The organism is Delftia sp. Cs1-4 (genome assembly GCF_000214395.1).
Lineage (GTDB): Bacteria > Pseudomonadota > Gammaproteobacteria > Burkholderiales > Burkholderiaceae_C > Comamonas > Comamonas acidovorans.
Window position 1 is genome coordinate 2641555 of the sequence record NC_015563.1, and the last position, 18633, is coordinate 2660187.

At 66.1% G+C, this 18633-nt stretch carries 17 protein-coding genes; 9 read left to right on the forward strand and 8 right to left on the reverse strand.

Going from position 1 to position 18633, the window contains the following annotated elements:
* Positions 1-50 precede the first annotated feature (50 nt).
* The 3 genes from DELCS14_RS11625 to DELCS14_RS11635 form a co-directional block, all read right to left on the reverse strand.
* A complete protein-coding gene (locus DELCS14_RS11625; protein WP_013801775.1) occupies positions 51-1277 on the reverse strand; it encodes a PQQ-dependent sugar dehydrogenase in 1227 nt (408 codons plus the stop codon).
* 126 nt (positions 1278-1403) lie between these two features.
* Complete coding sequence (locus DELCS14_RS11630; RefSeq protein ID WP_013801776.1) at positions 1404-1817, reverse strand: VOC family protein; 414 nt, start codon at positions 1815-1817, stop codon at positions 1404-1406.
* A 97-nt stretch (positions 1818-1914) separates the two neighbouring features.
* Entirely contained in the window at positions 1915-2304 is a 390-nt protein-coding gene (locus DELCS14_RS11635; RefSeq protein ID WP_013801777.1) for a MerR family transcriptional regulator, read from the reverse strand.
* A 75-nt stretch (positions 2305-2379) separates the two neighbouring features.
* On the opposite strand from DELCS14_RS11635, the gene DELCS14_RS29825 reads away from it, so the two are divergent.
* On the forward strand, positions 2380-3489 hold the full coding sequence (locus DELCS14_RS29825) for an SDR family oxidoreductase (protein WP_013801778.1): 1110 nt from the start codon (positions 2380-2382) through the stop codon (positions 3487-3489).
* Positions 3490-3549: 60 nt separating this feature from the next.
* On the forward strand, positions 3550-4446 hold the full coding sequence (locus tag DELCS14_RS11640) for an oxidoreductase (RefSeq protein ID WP_043796707.1): 897 nt from the start codon (positions 3550-3552) through the stop codon (positions 4444-4446).
* A 46-nt stretch (positions 4447-4492) separates the two neighbouring features.
* Here the strand turns inward: DELCS14_RS11640 and DELCS14_RS11645 are convergent, their stop codons facing one another.
* Both DELCS14_RS11645 and DELCS14_RS11650 read right to left on the reverse strand, forming a co-directional pair.
* A complete protein-coding gene (locus DELCS14_RS11645; protein ID WP_013801780.1) occupies positions 4493-5941 on the reverse strand; it encodes a DUF1501 domain-containing protein in 1449 nt (482 codons plus the stop codon).
* Between the two features lie 31 nt (positions 5942-5972).
* Complete coding sequence (locus DELCS14_RS11650; RefSeq protein WP_013801781.1) at positions 5973-7877, reverse strand: DUF1800 domain-containing protein; 1905 nt, start codon at positions 7875-7877, stop codon at positions 5973-5975.
* 354 nt (positions 7878-8231) lie between these two features.
* Here DELCS14_RS11650 and dbpA point away from each other — a divergent pair, with 354 nt between their 5' ends.
* Positions 8232-9632 (forward strand): ATP-dependent RNA helicase DbpA, encoded by a 1401-nt coding sequence (gene dbpA, locus DELCS14_RS11655; protein WP_013801782.1) that lies wholly within the window; start codon positions 8232-8234, stop codon positions 9630-9632.
* Positions 9633-9707: 75 nt separating this feature from the next.
* Here the strand turns inward: dbpA and DELCS14_RS11660 are convergent, their stop codons facing one another.
* Positions 9708-9923, reverse strand: coding sequence for a hypothetical protein (locus tag DELCS14_RS11660; protein ID WP_013801783.1), 216 nt, complete (start codon positions 9921-9923; stop codon positions 9708-9710).
* Between the two features lie 576 nt (positions 9924-10499).
* Between DELCS14_RS11660 and DELCS14_RS11665 the strand changes: the two genes are divergently transcribed.
* Positions 10500-12101 (forward strand): sensor domain-containing diguanylate cyclase, encoded by a 1602-nt coding sequence (locus tag DELCS14_RS11665; RefSeq protein WP_013801784.1) that lies wholly within the window; start codon positions 10500-10502, stop codon positions 12099-12101.
* Between the two features lie 22 nt (positions 12102-12123).
* Here DELCS14_RS11665 and DELCS14_RS11670 read toward each other — a convergent pair whose 3' ends face one another.
* The gene (locus tag DELCS14_RS11670) at positions 12124-12612 is read right to left on the reverse strand and encodes a MarR family transcriptional regulator (protein ID WP_012206289.1); all 489 of its coding nucleotides are present in this window, start codon (positions 12610-12612) and stop codon (positions 12124-12126) included.
* Complete coding sequence (locus DELCS14_RS11675; RefSeq protein ID WP_013801785.1) at positions 12609-13514, reverse strand: alpha/beta hydrolase; 906 nt, start codon at positions 13512-13514, stop codon at positions 12609-12611. The genes DELCS14_RS11670 and DELCS14_RS11675 overlap by 4 nt, the downstream gene beginning before the upstream one ends.
* A 197-nt stretch (positions 13515-13711) precedes the next feature.
* Here DELCS14_RS11675 and DELCS14_RS11680 point away from each other — a divergent pair, with 197 nt between their 5' ends.
* The 5 genes from DELCS14_RS11680 to DELCS14_RS11700 all read left to right on the forward strand — a co-directional run bounded on the left by DELCS14_RS11680 (position 13712) and on the right by DELCS14_RS11700 (position 18463).
* A complete protein-coding gene (locus tag DELCS14_RS11680; RefSeq protein ID WP_013801786.1) occupies positions 13712-14887 on the forward strand; it encodes an ABC transporter substrate-binding protein in 1176 nt (391 codons plus the stop codon).
* A 186-nt stretch (positions 14888-15073) separates the two neighbouring features.
* Positions 15074-15994 carry a branched-chain amino acid ABC transporter permease gene (locus tag DELCS14_RS11685; RefSeq protein WP_013801787.1) on the forward strand — a complete coding sequence of 307 codons (921 nt, stop codon included), beginning with the start codon at positions 15074-15076 and terminating at the stop codon, positions 15992-15994.
* Between the two features lie 2 nt (positions 15995-15996).
* On the forward strand, positions 15997-16959 hold the full coding sequence (locus DELCS14_RS11690) for a branched-chain amino acid ABC transporter permease (RefSeq protein WP_013801788.1): 963 nt from the start codon (positions 15997-15999) through the stop codon (positions 16957-16959).
* Positions 16956-17750, forward strand: coding sequence for an ABC transporter ATP-binding protein (locus tag DELCS14_RS11695; RefSeq protein WP_013801789.1), 795 nt, complete (start codon positions 16956-16958; stop codon positions 17748-17750). The genes DELCS14_RS11690 and DELCS14_RS11695 overlap by 4 nt, the downstream gene beginning before the upstream one ends.
* Positions 17750-18463 carry an ABC transporter ATP-binding protein gene (locus DELCS14_RS11700; RefSeq protein WP_013801790.1) on the forward strand — a complete coding sequence of 238 codons (714 nt, stop codon included), beginning with the start codon at positions 17750-17752 and terminating at the stop codon, positions 18461-18463. Before DELCS14_RS11695 ends, DELCS14_RS11700 begins: the two co-directional genes overlap by 1 nt.
* Positions 18464-18633 lie beyond the last annotated feature (170 nt).

Sequence of the window (18633 nt, forward strand, 5' to 3'; positions counted from 1 at the left end):
GGGCCTGTGCCCGCAGGCCGTGCCCAGCGCGGCAACCATCCCCCAGCTGCCTACTTCGGTGTGAGCCGATACAGACCGCCCCTGCGGTCGTCCTCGATCAGCCACAGCGCACCATCCGGCGCCTGCGCCACGTCGCGGACGCGAAAGCCTACCGTCCAGTGCTCGGCAGGCGTGGCACTCGCGCCGTTCACCTCGATCCGGTGCAGGGCGCGGGTCAGCAGGCCGGACGCAAACGCTGAGCCCTTCCACTGCGGAAACATCTCGCCGCTGTAGAACATCAGGCTGCCCGGCGCGAAGACAGGCGTCCAGTAGATCACGGGCTTGGTGAGGTCCGCTCGCGTATCCGGGCTGGCAATGGGCACGCCGTTGTAGTTCACCGCATAGGAAACCAGCGGCCAGCCATAGTTCTTGCCCGGCTCGATCAGGTTGAGCTCATCGCCGCCGCGCGGCCCATGCTCAAGCTCCCAAAGACGCCCATCCGGCGCGAACGCCAGGCCGTAGGGCGTGCGATGCCCCGTGGACCAAGTCTCGGACGGCGTCAGATTCGGACCGTCAAAGACAAACGTGCGCAACACCGGCGCGGTCTTGGCGGCTTCGGTGTCCTTGGGCGGATCGATCACAGGAACCGACGTTGCACCGGTCTGCCCCTGCATCGGATTGCCGGGCGCGGGCTTGCCGTCCAAGGTCAGCCGCAGGATCTTGCCGGCCGGCTGATTCGGGTCCTGGGCAGGCGTGAAGCGCTGCCGGTCCCCGGCCGTGAGGAACAGAAACTTCTGGTCCGGCGAAAAAGCCACGGCGGCACCCACCTGCCCGCCCTTGCCCTTGACCGGGTCGCGCCAGATGACCTTGAGGTCTTCCAGCGCAGCGGTGCCGGCACCGATCCTGAGCGTGGCGCGCGCGAGCGCCAGGCTCGACGTGCCGCGGATCTCTCCGGGCTCCGAATAGGTCAGGTAGATGGCCCCGTCGCTCGCATACGAAGGGGCCAGGTAGACGCCCAGCAGGCCGTTCTGGTTTTCATGCAGCACGGGCGGCACGCCGGTGACTTCGAGCTTTTGCCCGTCCTGGGCCGCGAGAAACAGCTTGCCAACCTTCTCGGTGACCAGCATGCGCCCGTCCGGCAGGAAGGCGATGCGCCAGGGCAGATCGAATTGCGCGACCTTGGTGACCTTGAACGGAGGCGATGCAGTGGCAGGTAGCGTTCCCGCATTGATCTGCGCCAACACAGGGGTTGCAACCATGAGCAACCAGGGGATGAGTCCAGACTTCGGCAATCGCATGCTTTGCTCCGCAGTGGGGGACGGGACAGTATCCGCGCATCACCGCCGCACCGCAGAATGCACCGCCGAATTCCGGGCTATCTGCGCGGCAAGCCTGAAGTGGCGTCCAGCCGCGTTCAACCTCGCTCACCCAGCGGATGCAGGCATGGCCGCCGGGTCCATCCACAGCGCCGCCCACATGTGCCCATCAGGATCGGCCAGATCGCGCGTGTACATGAAGCCGTGGTCCTCCATCGGATTCACGTCGGCCTGCCCACCATGGGCCGCGGCGGCCTCGTTCATCGCATCGACGGCGGCGCGGCTCTCAAGGGCCAGGGAAAGCATCAACCCGCAGGAGCTGGCTGGCGGCAACGGGCGCTGGGTGAAGGTGCGCCACTTGGCATGCGTGACCAGCATGACCTGGATCGCCTCGCTCCAGACCATGGCGGAACCATCCTCACTGCTGAACTGCGGGTTCTGGCTGAAGCCCAGCGCCTTGTAGAAGGCGGTGGAGGCGCCGAGGTCGGTCACGGGGAGACTGATGAAGAGGGACTTGGTCATGCTTGGCTCCGTGGGGTTGGGCTGCAGTTCTGGTGGGTGCAGGACGGCTCGGTCAGAACATCCATCATGCAGCACTTGCACTCCGGATGCTGCCCCATTATCTGGAAGAGCCATTGAGTTGCTGAAGCTCAAGTTGCCTTGCCGCACTGGCTTCAAGGTTTGTGCGCTCCGCATCCAAATACCGATAAATGCTTTTGAGGTCAGTGATTTTCTTTCTGATTTCCGCCATCTTCCTTTCAATCAGTCTTGCACCCCCGGCGCAATCTATTGACTTGTTTCTCTGAGCATTCAGAATTTCGCCTATTTCCCCAAGAGAAAAACCCATGCTTTGTGCCCGCTGGATAAAGTCCAGGTCTTGCAGGGTTTGCGGTGTGTAAACGCGATAATTGTTGGTTCGCCGCAAGGGTGAAATAAGGCCGATTTTCTCGTAATAGCGCAAGGTATGGCGCGTGGCGCCACTGCGGACCTCAAGTTCCCCGATATTCATGGAAAAAATCGCTTGACTGTAGAGTTGAGTCGACAGTCTACACTTGGTTTTTTCATCGTGCCAAGGAGCAGAAAAATGAGCGTGGAGTGCTTTGTTACGGGAGGGACGGGCTTCATCGGCCAGCATTTGCTGTCGTACCTGAGCGCGAAAGGTCACACCATTCGGGTGCTGATGCGTCGCCCGGAGAGCCTCGCTGAACTGCGCCAGCAGGTCGATGGTTTGGGTGGCGTTGCAGCCCGCGTCTTTGCCGTAGCCGGCGATCTGGAGCAAGAAAACCTTGGTCTGAGCCATGCGGATAGAGAGGTCCTGCGGCAGGCCAAGGTCGTATTCCATCTGGGAGCCCACTTTGCCTGGGGCCTTTCGATGGAGCATGCACGTGCAGTGAATGTGGAAGGGGCAAGGCGCGTGGCGCAGTTGGCGGCCGAGCAAGAGAGCCGGTTGGTGATGATCGGTGGCTACATGCTGAAAAACCATGAACATCTGCAACGCATCGGGATTGATCCCGGCCATCCGGAGCTGACGGATTGGCCTGCCATCTATCGCCAAGTCGGTGCTTACGAGGCGAGCAAACTGGAGGCGCATTTCGCGACCCTCGGCTTCATGAATGCCAAGGGTGGAGAGATGACCGTTGTACACCCCGCCACGGTTTGCGGACATAGCCGCACGGGGCATATCGCGGATGGCCAGCCGCTGGTGGATCTGATACGCAATCTGGTGCAGGGAAAGCTGGCTGCAGTACCCGGTACTGCCGCACACTGGTTGCCACTGGTCACTGTGGATTATCTGGTCGAGTTGGTGGCGGCTTGCGCCTTTGATCCTTCCATGGTGGGCCAGGAACTGCTGGCCCTCGATGCCCAGAGCCCCGGCTTGCAGGAACTTCTCACGCAGGTGGCACAACCTCTTGGGCTGAAGGCGCCCGGGCGTCATATCCCGCTGCGATTGCTGAAATGGCTTTTGGGTATTCGTCCCATTGCGAGGTTTTTGAATACCAGCGCCGAGGCCCTGGATTTTATCCAGACGACCCGTTTTGACACGACGGAAGTGGAGCAATTTGCCCAAAGGCACGGAATCAAAAAGCCGGATATGCGCCAGTCGTTGAGGAATACTGCAATATATGTCAACTCATATTGCATTCCAAAAGGCAAGGCCCGTCGGCTTGCCCCTCCACTGCACAGAACATCATAATCATCGCTTTCAATGGTGCCCGAGTTGCCGCTGCGCACCAAAATCAAGGAGCTCGTTTCAGTGAATCAACCAACCCATCCACGCATTGCGGTGCTGGGGCCCGGGGCAATCGGGACAACGGTTGCTGCTGCGCTGCATGAAGTCGGTCGCACGCCGTTGCTGTGCGGTCGTACGCCGCGCGACAGCCTGACGCTGCACGGCAGCGGTCTTCGCATCGTGGTTCCCGGCCCGGTCAGAACGGATCCGGCCCAGGTCGAAGGTCCGGCGGACCTTGTTTTTCTCGCGGTCAAGGCGACTCAAACTGCTGCGGTTGCGCATTGGCTGGCGGCGTTGAGCGGTCCGCAAACCGTCGTGTGTGTCCTGCAAAACGGGGTTGAGCAGGTGGAGAGTGTCACCCGGCTGTGCCCGCAGGGGCGAATCGTTCCCGCAGTCGTGTGGTTCCCTGCACAGGCGCAACCCGACGGATCGGTGCTCCTGCGCAGCGACGCCCGGATCAGCCTGCCTGACGAGGCTGCGGCCCTCGTGGTCGCGCAGGCACTGCAAGGCACCCGATGCTCGGTAGACCTGGTTTCGAATTTCAAATCCCTGGCGTGGCAAAAGCTGCTGCAGAACGCAGCGGCCGGGCTCATGGCACTCACGCATCGCCGCTCAGGCATGTTCGGCCGGCACGACATTTCGACGCTCACTCTGGACTATTTGAGGGAGTGCCTGGCCGTCGCACGCGCCGAAGGTGCTGAACTGGGCGATGAGGTCCCGCAGGCGATCCTCGACAAGTTCCAGGCATTTCCGGCCGACCTGGGCACGTCCATACTGGCGGATCGCGAAGCAGGCCGGCCGCTCGAATGGGATATCCGCAACGGTGTCATCGCGCGCCGAGGCCGGGCGCGTGGAGTTCCGACACCGATTGGTGATGTCCTGGTGCCGCTTCTCGCCGCAGCGAGCGACGGCCCCGGCTGATCATTCGTGCCTTGACCACAAAGCCCGCGATCGCCAAAGCAAGGCTTCAGCCCATGAACCCCAGATCGATGGGATATGCCGAGCCGCCGAAGTTGCCGATGTGCGGCAGCACCCCCGCCAGCTCGGTATTGGCCACGCCGAACCAGCGCGCCAGGGTGGCGGCGTACTGGTCCACGGCGGTGCTGGGCAACAGGCGCCCCTGGCCGACATGCCACTGGTCTTCGCTGCCGCTGCCGTTGCCCACGCTGATGGGCGGCGGTGCGCCATAGAAGGACGCGCCACGCACCGCGCCGCCCACGACGAAATGGTGGCTGCCCCAGCCATGGTCCGAGCCGTCGCCGTTGGAAGTCAGCGTGCGGCCGAAGTCCGACGCGGTGAAGGCCGTGACCTTGTCGGCCACGCCGAGCTCGGCCGTGGCGTTGTAGAAGGCCGTCATGGCGCTGCTTACCTTGTCGAGCAGTTGCGGCTGGTTGGCGATCAGGTTGTCGTGCAGGTCGAACCCGCCCAGCGAGACGAAGAACACCTGCCGGCGCGTGCCCAGCGCGTTGCGTCCGGCTATGAGCCGGGCCACCACCTTGAGCTGGTCGGCCAGCGGGTTGCTGGCAGGGAAGGCGGTGGACAGGCTGCCGCTGGAGAGGGCCGAAGAGATCTGCCCCTCGGCACTGATTGAGCGCTGCGTGACGCGGGCGTACTCGGCCTCCATCGCGTGGCTGCCGGCCGTCTGCACCAGCTCGTTCAGCAGGCCGCGCACGGCGGTCGATCCATAGACATTGGCGCCCTTGACGGCGTTGATGGGCACGGCGCCGCCCGGGCTGATCTGGTACTGCAGCGCCTGGTCGCCCGAGAGAAACACGGCGTTGCCCGTGGCCGAGATGCAGGTGAAGAGCGACGTGGCGTTGGACGACAGCGCCAGGTCGCCCAGGTTGCCGCCCCAGCCCACGGTGGAGCCTTCGGCGCCCTGCGACTGCCACACCGACTGCTGGTCGTTGTGCGAGAAAAGCTTGGGCGGCAGCGGGTAGCTGCGCCGGTCGCCGGTGGCATATTGGGCCCGCGTGAGCGGCACCAGCAGCGGGCCGACGTTCAGCTGCACCGCCGCGCGGCCCGCGTTGAAGAGGCCGGCCAGGCCCGTCATGGACGGGTGCAGCGCGTACTGCATGCCACCGCCCAGCGCCGTGCGCGGCTGCAGCAGCGTATTGCCCAGCGCGGCGCGGGCCAGGGCAATGCCACCGGCCGTGCCGTCGCTGTTGCCGCCGCGGATGGTGGAGTACTGCCCGTAGCGGGTGCTGTCGTAGGGCACGACGGTGTTGGCGTAGTCGCAGCCGCCGTAGAGGAAGACGCAGACCAGCGCCTTGTAGTCGTTCGCCTCGAAGGCGGCGGCCTCGCCCAGCGCGGCGAGGTTCAGGGCGAAGGGCAGGGCGGTACCGGCGGCGGCCAGTTGCGTGCTGCGGCGCAGGAATGCGCGGCGCGTGTGGCGAGCGGGGTCGATGAAATTCATGGCGATATCGCTTTGCTTTGCAGACGTTCGGTCACTTCTGCACCAGATATTCGGGGCAGGCCATCACCAGCAGCACGGCGGCTGCCACGCGGTTGAGCTGGGTGGCGGTGTTGCTGGTGGCCGTCACCGGCGTGGCATTGAGCGCTGCCACGATGCGCGCCTGTGTGGCGGCCGATACCTGCCCTGCCGACAGCAGCAGCGCCACCTTGCGCACCAGCGCGGCGGCGTCGGCCACCAGGGGCAGCAGGTTGGCGTAGCTGCAGGTGATGTCGAAGCCGTTGGCTGCGCTGCTGCCGCCCTGGGGCAGGTCAGGCGCGTTCACGTAGTAGCCGAAGCGGATCACGTTCTGCATGAAGTTCAGGTAGCCGCTCACGCTGGTCTCGGTGACGATCTGGAACTCCGGCGCCACCTGGCCCGTCGTGGCCAGGGGGGTGGAGGGCGGCACGTAGCCCGGGCGGAAGAAGTTGAACACCGAGCCCGAGCGCAGCGGGCTCTGGCCCAGGCGGGTGGCCGGGTCGCTCAGGTTGTCGATCTTCCAGGTGCCGCGTGCCGACCGCAGCCCGAAGGTGCGACCCCACTGCACGAAGCGCACCATGGGCTCGCGCAGGCGGCCGTACTGGGGGCTGGCAAGCCCTGCCGCGCCGCGCGCCTCCGGGTCCAGCAGCACGGTGGCGATCACGGCGCGCAGGTCGCCCCGCGTGCCGCTGCCGTTGTCGGCGAAGGCGGCGGCCACGCGCCCCACATAGGCGGGGCTGGGGTTGCTGGTGACCAGGCGCTGGATCAGCTGGCGCCCGATGAAGGGCCCGACGTTGGGGTGGTTGAACAGCGTGTCCAGCGCCGCCTTCAGCGCCGCTGGCCCTGACGTGCCCGCAGCCACGGTCGTGCCCAGGAAAGTGGCGGCCAGCGTGGAATGGCGCGCGGCGTTGAAGGCCATGGGCAGCAGCGCCTGCTGCAGCCCCGTCACCGTGCTGCCGCTCAGGTTGGTGGGCTGGTTCTTGCTGGTGTCGTAGTCGTAGCCGGTGAAGACGCGCGCCAGATTGCTCACATCGGCTGCCGAATAGGTGTCGATGCGGTTGCCGCTGCCGTCGCGCTGCTCGGTGCCGTCGGGGTTGAGGCGGTAGAGGCCGATGGTGAACAGCTGCATCACCTCGCGGGCGTAGTTCTCGTCGGGCTGGCGGCCGCTGCGGGCGTCTTCCTTCTGGTTGCCGCGCGTGCTCAGGTAGATGCCCATGGCCGGGCTGAGCGTGACGCCCTCCAGCAGCGTGCGGAAATTGCCGAAGGCGTGCTGGTTCAGCAGATCCCAGTAGCCGGAGGCCAGGAAGATGCTCCACGGCTGCTCCAGCCCGGTGGTGGAGACCACCATGATCTCCGACAGCGCCAATGCCACGCGCTTGCGCACCGCGTCGCGCTCCGTGAAAAGCTGGCTCCAGAGCATGAAGTCGGAGGGATACGAGACGTTGTCGTAGCGCGTGCCGGCCTCTGCCACGCCGTAGCCGCGCTGCATCAGCCAGGCCGTGCCCGTGGTGTCCACGGGCAGCGCGAACTGCTCGGCCAGCCAGGGGCCGTAGCCCTTGGCGCGCAGCGCTGCGATCTCCTCGTCGGTGGCCGAGAACTGCGCCTGCAGCAGGAAACGCGCGGCTTCTTCGTCGCTGGCAGGGGTGGCCGTGGTGCCCGTACCGGGACCGGTTCCGCCACCAGGGCTGGTGCCCGTGCCGCCGTTGCCTCCATTGCCGGTACCGGGTGCCGTATCGCCCCCGCCGCCTCCGCAGGCCACCAGCAGCGCGGCCGCCAGGGAGGAGGCCAGGGCGGGGGGGATCAAGGAACTCTTGGCTTCATGGCCGAGGTGGCCGGGCTCTGCGCAGGCAGGCAAGGAGTTCGCGGGTGCGCGGTCGGGCGGCTGCAACGTGGAGGCTGCAGCCTGTGGTGTGGGGTGCATTGCGGGGCTTTCAGGCGGCGGCCGGGGCGGGGTGACGGACTGCCTCGCTCCTCGGCGCGTGGCGCAGAGTGTTCCAAGGATTTCGGATGTGAGCGGACACTTTTCAGTCCTAAAGCGTGTCAAGATGTTATGCGTTGCAGGGGCGGCATGCAGAAACACGGCGTTGGGCCAAGACGCATGGGTCTCGCCTGGGGGCCGTCGCCGGTTGACGCGTCTTTTGCCATCCATGGCTTCAACCCCCCCGCTGGCCGTCCTCTCGCACATGCTGGCAATGGCCCAGCATGCCTCCTGTTCTTTTTCAGTGACCAACGTGTGCGCTGCGGTCTTGAAATCGCCAACTTTAAAATGCCCCCCATGACTCCTCCCTCGGCTTCCCCCCATTCCTTCGACAAACTTGCGCTTTCGCCGGCAACGCTCGCCAATCTTGAGCGGCTCGGCTACCTTGAAATGACGGCGATCCAGCTCGCCAGCCTGCCCCCTGCGCTTGAAGGCAAGGATGTGATCGCTCAGGCCAAGACCGGCAGCGGCAAGACTGCAGCCTTTGCACTGGCGCTGCTGGCGAAGCTGGATACGCGCAATTTCTCGGTGCAAGGCCTGGTGCTCTGCCCCACCCGCGAGCTGGCCGATCAGGTGACGACCGAGATTCGCCGCCTGGCGCGTGCGGAAGACAACGTCAAGGTGGTGACCCTGTCCGGCGGCGTTCCGCTGCGCGGCCAGAACGCGAGCCTGGAGAACGGCGCGCACGTGATCGTCGGCACGCCCGGCCGTGTGATCGATCACCTGGACCGGGGCAATCTGAACCTTGATTCGCTGAACACCTTGGTGCTTGACGAAGCGGATCGCATGCTCGACATGGGTTTCGTCGATGACATCGCCAAAGTCGCCAAGCAGTGCCCCCCACAGCGCCAGACCTTGCTGTTCTCCGCCACCTACCCTGAAGGCATCGCCAAGCTGGCCGCGCGCTTCATGCGTGACCCGGTCACGGTCAAGGTCGCCGCACAGCACAGCGGCGAGCAGATCGAGCAGCGCTGGTATGAGGTGGACAAGGAAGAGCGCTTGCCCTCGGTGGCTCGCCTGCTGGAGCATTTCCGGCCCGAGAGCACGTTGGCCTTCTGCAATACCAAGGCGCGCTGCCGGGCCCTTGCCGAGCTGCTGCAGGCCCAGGGCTACAGCGCGCTGGAGCTGCACGGCGATCTGGAGCAGCGTGATCGTGACCAGGTGCTGGTGCGCTTCGTGAACGGCAGTTGCTCCGTGCTGGTCGCCACCGATGTGGCGGCTCGCGGGCTCGATGTGACCAATCTGGGCGCCGTCATCAACGTGGACATCACGCCCGACCCTGAAGTGCACGTGCACCGCATCGGCCGCACAGGCCGCGCCGGCCAGAAAGGTTTGGCTCTGAGTCTTGCGACGATGGACGAAATGGGCGCGGTCGGAAACATCGAACAGATGCAAGGCAGCCCATCCGTCTGGTACCCGCTGGACGAGCTGACACCGGCTCCCGGCGGCCGGCTCCTGCCATCCAAGGCCACCATCCACATCAATGCCAGCCGCAAGGACAAGATCCGCCCCGGCGACGTGCTGGGTGCGCTCACCGCAGACCTGGGCTACACCCGCGAGCAAGTGGGCAAGATCGACATCAACGAGTTCGCAACCTATGTGGCCGTGGACCGCAAGATTGCGCATGACGTGGTTGCCCGGCTCAATAGCGGGAAGATCAAGGGGCGAACGGTGAAGGCGCGCTTGCTCAAGGATTGAGGGGTTTCAGGCGCATCAGTCGGTATGCATGTCTGCACTTGGCTGAACGCGCTCCGGTCCTTCAAGCGGCCCGGTCTAACCCCCAGGCCCCCTCATGACCTCCCGGGCCTGCACCGCCTCAACAGCCCCCTGCAGCGCGTCCCGCTGTGCAATCAGGAAGCTCAACAACGCTTCAGTCCCGACCGTGGTCTGCACGGCAGAAATCCCGCAGCCCAGGTCCACAAGCAGCGATATCTGCTGCATGCAGTCCTGAACCACTTGCAGCTCTTCCTCGGCAATCGGGTAGTACATGCGGCACTCCCTTCAGCGACGGAGTGACGGAAGTGGCTTGCAGCCATGAAGCTGCGAAAGAGGTGGGGGTGGGTGCACGGCAGCGAATGCGCCGTGTGTGATGGTGGTGTCAGCCATGGCAGCTCCTGTGTGACAAGTAGAGCCTGCCGCCCCTCCGCCAAGAGAGGTGGCAGGACTGTGCAGGTTGGCGGACCGGACACAGGACCGGCACCCCCTTTCGGAGGTCCCGCACAGCCCCGCCAAAACGGGAGTGTGTCCAGCGCAGCCCTGGAGAAAGCGTAAAAAGTCGCCGCCTCATCAAGAGGTGGCGACTGCTGCGTCTGTGTCCGGGCCGCCAAGCCCGTGTCCCCCTGAGGGACGGCGAAATGGTACCGCAAATACGTTGCCGGTCCAGCCTGCACCACGCCCCAATCCCAACCCGTCCGGCCGATTTTTCCGAAGCCGGGGACAATACCGGGTTCGCGGGTTTTTCCGGCTTGACTTGGGTCAAGGTCCGAAACGCCCGCGCAAAGACGCTGCCCAGGTGCTGAACCGGACGCAGAAAACCCAAGATCGGACGGCAGCAGGACTGCCGAGATGGCGCAGGTGCATGTGATGGAGAGGGATTGGTGGACAAAGGCCTGGTGCGGGGGCAGAGGCCGGCCCGTGAAGCGTGATGCCCGCCTGGTGGCCTGGTTGCTGGCGGTGGTGTTCGTGTCGGTTTCTGCGGCCACGGTCTGGCAATTGGTGGCGGCGCGCCAGCGCACGCTGGCCGAGGTCGATACCAGCAACCGCAACCTGGCCCAGACACTGAACACCTATGCCGAGGGCGTGATCACCCAAAGCTCCATGCTGCTGCTGGGCATTGCCGAGCGGCTGGAGGTGGATGGCACCAGCCCCGTGCTCCTGGAGCGGGTGCTGTATCTGGTCAACCGGCAGGAGCATCTGCTGAACCAGCTCAACGAGCTGCTGATCGTGGATGCGCAGGGCCATTGGCTGATGTCGTCCAAGGGGGCGTTCCCCGAAGGATCGGAAAGCTCCGACCGGGACTACTTCACGCACCACCGTGACGACGCATCGTCAGGCATCTACATCGGGCCGCCGATCCGCAGCCGCTCCACGGGCGAATGGGTGATCACCATCAGCCGGCGCTATACGGACGCCGAGGGCCAGTTTGCAGGCGCGGTGGTGGTGGCGCTGGGTGTGGAGAATTTCCTGCGGCTGTTCGGCAAGATCGATATCGGCGAGAAGGGGGCCATTGCGCTGAGCACGCCGGGCGGGCAGTTGCTGGTTCGCCACCCGTTCCGCGAGCAGGACCTGGGGCGGGACTTCTCGCAGTCGCCCAATTTCCTGCGCCACTACGTGGGGGCGATGTCGGGCACGGCGTCGTTCCGCTCGGCCCTGGATGGCACGGAAAGAATCTATGCCTTTCTGCGCAGCGAGCGCTATCCGCTGGTGACCACGGTGGCCCTGGGCCGCGATGAGGCGTTGAGCTCCTGGCGGCGCCAGGCGCTGCTGACGCTGGCCGTGGTGCTGGGGCTGTTTCTGGCGATTGCATTGATCGGCTGGCGCCTGACGGCGGCGATGCGGCTGCGTTCGCGCGCCGAATGCTCCCTGGTCAGCGCGCGCGAGGAATTGCTGGACGCCAATCGCCGGCTGGAGGTGCTGGCCGCCCAGGACCAGTTGACGGGCCTGGCCAACCGCCGCCGCTTTGACGAGGTGCTGGAGCGCGAGGCCCGTCGCGCTGCGCGCGAGGGCACGCCGCTGTCGCTGCTGCTGATCGACCTGGACTACTTCAAGGGCTACAACGATGCCTACGGCCATGTGGCGGGCGATGCCTGCCTGCAGGCCGTGTGCAGCGCGCTGGCCCAGGCGGTGCAGCGGCCCGGCGACATGGCAGCGCGCTATGGCGGGGAGGAGCTGGCCGTGGTGCTGCCCAATACCGACAAGGCCGGCGCGCAGCAGGTGGCCGAGCGGCTGCGCGCGCGCATCGAGGGCCTGGCCCTGGAGCACCGCATCAGCCGCTTTGGCCATGTGACGGCCAGCATTGGCGTGGCCACGACGCAGGGCGATGAGGCTGGCGCAACCCAAGGCACTACCCCCGGCTCCACCCAAGGTGCCGCCATGGCGCTGGTGGAAGCGGCCGACCGTGCGCTGTACCGCGCCAAGGCCGCAGGGCGCAACTGCGTGCAGGGCTGAATGGGGTTGGGTCTGCGCGCGCTCAGTCCGTGGGCGAGCGGTGGGCCACCACCTGCTGCTTGAGGTCGCCCAGCGCCTGGTACAGGTCGTTGCGGCTGGCCTGCGGCATGTCGCCGAACATGCCCATGACCCAGGACTCATGCGCCTTGGCCATGCGCGCAAAGGTCTTGCGGCCCAGCGGGGTGAGGTGCAGCACGGAACTGCGCCGGTCGGACTCCACCTTGGTGCGCACCACCAGGCCTTCTTTCTCCAGCTGGTCGGTGATGCCGGTGATGTTGCCGTTGGTCACCATCATGTGGCGCGACAGCTCGCCCATCTTCATGCCCTCGGGCGCGCGCTGCAGCTGGGCCATGAGGTCGAAGCGGGGCAGGGTGGTGTCGAATTCGCTGCGCAGGCGGTTGCGGATCTCGCCTTCGATGAGGTTGCAGCAGGTGAGCATGCGCAGCCACAGGCGCAGCGCATGGTGGTCGTCGGGCGCGGCGCGCGACTCCAGGTCGGGAGCGTGGGTCATGGCTGGTTCTGCGGTGTGGGGGCGCTCAAGCCCATCTGCGCGAGGATGGCGCGCGTCAGCGGGCTGGCCGGGTCGTTCAGGGTGAGCACGATGTCGAAATGGTTGGTGCCGGGCATGGCCACGTACTGGCCTGACGATGGACCGGGGCCACGGCTCTGGTTCCAGGCGGCCAGGTAGTCGTCGCTCTGGCGCTTGAATTCATCGGTCTCGCTCTCGCCGTAGCTGACGATGAGCGGGCAGGCCGCGCCGTACGGCAGGAGGGCGGGGCTGTTGCGAATGGCGTCCTGCTCGCTCAGGCGCATCCATTCGTTGATGTGGGTGTGCACCAGCGGGCGCAGGTCGAACAGGCCCGACAGTGGTGCGGCGCCGCGCACCACTTCTTCGGGCACGCCGTAGTCCGCATGCCAGCCACCGGCCAGCAGCATGCCCGCCAGGTGGCCGCCGGCGGAGCTGCCGCAGACATGGATGCGGCCCGGGTCGCCGCCGTAGCGGGCGATGTGGGCATGCACCCATGCCAGGGCGCGGCGTGTCTGGTCCACGATGCGGTCCAGCGTGACGGCGGGCGCCAGCGAGTAGTTCAGGGCCACCACCACGGCGCCGGCGCGCGTGAAGGTGGGCGCCATGCTGCTGGAGTCGTCCTTGGACAGCAGCCGCCAGTAGCCGCCGTGGATGAAGAAGAGAACAGGGGCGCCTGCCGCCCCGGTTGCTGCCGGGAAAATGTCCAGCAGCTCGTCGGCATGATCGCCATAGGCCACGTTCAGCGCGCAGGGCAGGCTTTGGCGCGCAGCCCGGCTGTCGTCGGCATAGGCCTTGATGATGGGGGTGATGTCGGGTACCGTCGCGCGGGCGTTGTACTGGACATCGAGTCCGGCGCGGTCGTACTGACGGTAGAGTGCGGGCATTGGAACGGAGATGGCGCGAAATGGTTTGTATGGCAGGTATTGGTACAAGTCCCAGACTTGTTCTGCAAAATACTTTAAACCTAAACTAAGACCCGCGCCAACCGTTCCAGCCCTTACAGAGTTTCCCGTCCAGCGTGACGGAAGACTGCCTCACCACCGATTGCCATCCGCGCGGCCCGCGCAAGGAGCACAGCAGCATGCGTTTCCTCACCCCCTTCCTGGCCGCAGCGGCCCTGGCCCCTGCCTTTGTTCCCGCGCTCGCGCAGGCGGACACCATCAAGGTCGGTATCGCCAACGATATTTCCGGGCCGTTTGCCGCGCTGGGTGCCGAGGCGCGTGACGGCTTCAACCTCGCCATCAAGCAGTTGGGCAGCAAGCTGGGCGGCCAGCCGGCCGAGTTCCTGCAGACCGACATGGGCGGCAACCCCGACCAGGCGCGCCAGCTGGTCACGCGCTACATACAGCGCGACAAGGTGGATTTCTTCACCGGCCCCATCGGCTCCAACGTGGCCCTGGCCGTGGGCCCGGCGCTGTTTGGCGCCAAGGTGCCCTACCTGTCCAACAACCCCGGCCCCAGCCAGTTCGCGGGCGCGCAGTGCAATGCGTTCTGGTTCGGCACCTCCTACCAGAACGATGCCTTCCACGAGGCAGCCGGCAAGCTGGCCGCCGACCGTGGCTTCAAGAAGATGTTCATCATGGCGCCCGACTATCCGGCGGGCAAGGATGCGCTGGTCGGCTTCAAGCGCGGCTACAAGACCGCGCCCGGCGAAGAGGTCTACACCAAGCTGGGCCAGATCGACTACGCGGCCGAACTGGCCCAGATACGCGCGGCCAAGCCCGATGCGGTCTACATCTTCCTGCCGGGCGGCATGGGCATCAACTTCGTCAAGCAGTTCGTGTCCACGGGGCTGTCGCAAAGCGTCAAGCTGATCGGCCCGGGCTTCTCGGCCGACGAGGACGTGATCCAGGCCGTGGGCGAGCCCATGCTGGGCATGGTCAATACCGCGCAGTGGGCGCATGACCTGGACGTGCCGCAGAACAAGGCCTTCGTCGAGGCTTTCCGCAAGGAGTACAAGGGCCGCAACCCCTCGGTCTACGCGGCCCAGGCGTATGACGTGATCATGGCCATGGATGCGGCGGTCAAGCAGGCCGGCGGCAAGGCCTCGGACCGCCAGGCCATTGTCAAGGCGCTGGAGAAGGCCGACTACGCCTCGGTGCGCGGCCCCTTCACGTACGGCAAGAACCACTATCCCATCCAGGCCTACTACCAGCGCGTGATCGAGAAGGACGGCAGCGGCCGCATCACCAACAAGCTGGTGGGCAAGGTGTTCGACAAGTACCAGGACGTCTACGTCAACGACTGCAAGATGTAGGCCCCCTGAGTCGCTTCGCGCCTTCCCCCCAGGGGGACGACACCCTCGCTGCGAGGCGGCTCTTGCTCGGTGTCCCTGGCCTGGGCAGGGGCGGTGGCCGACGCTGCGGGCAATGCCCGGCACCTGGATTTCTCATGATTTGTTGACCGCGCGCGGGCCACTGCGCCTGCGGCAGGGGGCGTGTGGATGACGTGGACGCTGCTCTTGGAGCAATTGCTGAATGGCCTGCAGTTCGGGCTGATGCTGTTTCTGATCGCGGCCGGGCTGACCCTGGTGTTCGGCATCATGGACATCATGAACCTGGCCCATGGCTCGCTGTACATGGCGGGCGCCTATGTGGCGGCCGAGACCATGCAGCGCACGGGCTCGTTCACCGCGGCCGTGCTGGTGGCTGCCGTGGCCACGGGCGTGGCGGGTGTGGTGCTGGAGCTGGTGCTGATACGCCGCCTTGCCGTGCGCGACCATCTGGCCCAGGTGCTGGGCAGCTATGCCGTCATCCTCATTGCCAATGACCTGGTCAAGATGGTCTGGGGCCCGGCGCCGGTGATGCTGAACATGCCGGCCGCGCTGTCCGGCCCGGTGCAGTTGCTGCCCGATCTCATGTACCCGGCCTACCGGCTGATGATCATCGTCTTCGGCCTGGCCGCCGCGTTGGGCCTGTACTGGTTCGTGACGCGCACGCGCGCCGGCGTGCTGGTGCGGGCAGGAGCCTCCAACCGCCAGATGGCCACGCTGATGGGCGTGCGCGTGCCGCTGCTGTTCCTGGGCGTGTTCACGCTGGGCGCCATGCTGGCGGCGGTGGCGGGGGCGCTGCTGGGGCCCATCACCTCGGTGCAGGTCGGCATGGGGGAAGAAATCCTCATCCTGGTGCTGGTGTGCATCGTCATCGGCGGCATAGGCTCCATACGCGGCGCCCTGGTGGGCGCCTTGCTGGTGGGCATGGTGGACACGGCCGGGCGGGCCTTCCTGCCCATGCTGCTGCGCCAGGTGTTCTCCCCGGCGGTGGCATCCAGCGTGGGGCCCACGCTGGCGGCGATTTCCATCTATGTGCTGATGGCGGTGGTGCTGGTGTACCGGCCTTCCGGCCTTTTCCCTGCGCGAGGCTGAGCATGGAACACAGCACATTACAGGGCAGGTTCCAGGCCCGGTTCTTCTGGACCGTACTCGCGCTGCTGGCGCTGGCGCTGTTCCCGCTGGTGGCTCCGGCGCTGGGGCTGGACTTCTACATCTCCTTCGTGCGCCGCGTGCTGATCTACGCGCTGGCCGCCACCAGCCTGAACCTCATCCTGGGCTATGGCGGCATGGTGGCGCTGGGGCATGCGGCCTTCTTCGGTGCGGGGGCCTATGCGGTGGGCATCCTGGCGATGAACGGCGTGACCTCGGCTCTGGTGGCCTGGCCGGCCGCCGCGCTGCTGGCCGGGCTGCTGGCCGCCGCCACGGGCGCCGTGTCGCTGCGCACGCGCGGCGTGTACTTCATCATGATCACGCTGGCCTTTGCGCAGATGCTGTTCTACATCTTCATCTCGCTGCGCCAGTACGGCGGCGAGGACGGGCTCAACCTGCCCGGCCATTCCGTGCTGCCCGGGCTGGACCTGGGCCACGATGTCTCCTTCTATTACGTGGTGCTGGCGCTGTTCGCGGTGCTGATGGCCGTGTTCGGGCGGCTGGTGGATTCGCGCTTCGGCAAGGCGCTGCAGGGCGTGCGCGAGAACGAGTCGCGCATGGAGTCGCTGGGCTACCCGGTCTACCGCATCAAGCTGGCAGCCTTTGTGCTCAGCGGCGCCGTGGCCGGGCTGGCGGGCGCGCTGCTGGCCAACCACAACCTGTTCATCTCCCCCAGCCTCATGCACTGGACCCAGTCGGCCAACCTGCTGATCATGGTGCTGGTGGGGGGCGTGGGCCTGCGCTGGGGCGGCGTGGCCGGCGCCGTCGTCATGCTGACGCTGGAGGAAGTGCTTCGCATGTGGACCGAGTACTGGCACCTGCCGCTGGGCCTGCTGCTGCTGTGCGTGGTGTTCGGTGCGCCGCGCGGCCTGATGGGCCTGTGGCCCGCACGCGGGAGGCAGGCATGAGCGGCGCGGCCACCCCTATCTCCATTCCCACCCCGGCCCTGGAAGCCAAGGGCCTGGTGCGCCGCTTTGGCGCGCTGCTGGCCACCGACCATGTCTCGCTGTCGCTGGCGCCTGGCGAGATCCATGCGCTGATCGGCCCCAATGGCGCGGGCAAGTCCACGCTCATCCATCTGCTGTCCGGCACGCTGGCGGCCGATGCGGGCACGCTGGTGCTGGCGGGGCGCGATGTGAGCGCGCTCAACGCCCACCAGCGCGTGGCGGCGGGGCTGTCGCGGTCTTTCCAGATCACCAACATCTTCAAGCAGTCCAGCGTGCTGGACAACCTGGTGCTGGCCGTGCAGGCGCATGCGGGCAGCAGCTTCAGCTTCTGGCGCCCGCGCGCGGCCGAGACCGCGCTCTACGAGCAGGCCCGCGAGCTGGCGCGCGAATGCGCCATTGACGCCAGCCTGCTGCAACGCCCCGCAGGCACGCTGCCCCATGGCGAGCAGCGCAAGCTGGAGTTCGCGCTGGCCCTGGCTGCGCGCCCCGGCGTGCTGCTGCTGGACGAGCCCATGGCCGGCATGGGCCCTGATGAAACACTGCGCCTGACCGAGCTGATCGAGTCCCTGCGCGGCCGTGCCGCCATGCTGCTGGTGGAGCACGACATGCAGGCCGTGTTCCGCCTGGCCGACCGCATCTCCGTGCTGGTCTACGGGCGCATCATCGCCACCGGCACGCCCGACGAGATACGTGGCAACGCCGACGTGCGCCAGGCCTACCTGGGAGACGAAGAAGTGAAGGAGGGCGCGTGATGCTCGAAATGCAGGCCGTGCAAAGCGGCTACGGACCCAGCCAGGTGCTGTTCGGCGTGGACCTCCGCATCGAGGCAGGCCAGGTCGTCACCCTGCTGGGCCGCAACGGCATGGGCAAGACCACGCTGCTTCGCACGCTGCTGGGCCAACTGCCCCTGCGCGCCGGCCGCATGGTGTTTGCCGGGCAGGACATCGCCGGCTGGGCCACCGACCGCATCGCCCGCGCCGGCGTGGCCATCGTGCCCGAAGGCCGCCAGTGCTTTCCCAATCTCACGGTGCGCGAGCACCTGACGGCCTTTGTGGCCCATCGCAATTCGGGCAGCCCCGGTGCGGCAGAGCCCTGGACGCCCGAGCGCGTGTTCGCGCTGTTTCCCCGCCTGGGCGAGCGCGCCTCCAACATGGGCAACCAACTGTCGGGCGGCGAGCAGCAAATGCTGGCCATAGGCCGCGCCCTGGTCACCAACCCGCGCCTGCTTATCCTGGACGAAGCCACCGAGGGCCTGGCCCCCCGCATCCGCGAAGAGATCTGGTCCTGCCTGGCCCAGCTGCGCGCCGCCGGCCAGACCATCCTGGTCATCGACAAATACGTGGAGCGCCTGCTGGGCCTGGCCGACCGCCACCTCATCCTGGAGCGCGGCAAAGTCGTGTGGAGCGGAGATTCGGCCGCGCTGGATGGGGACAGAGCGCTGTGGGAACGGTATTTGGGAGTGTGAGCACGCGCAATGCATTCGCGGTTCAAGGCGAAATTCAAGGCGCGATGGAGGGTTGAATGGCATTGAAGATCAATGGGTGGCATGCCATTCAAATACATGACTGTATCCAAGATAGGCAATTGCTTACATTTACAGGATGTATCTGGCCCTGCATTTGATTGCCCTATGGC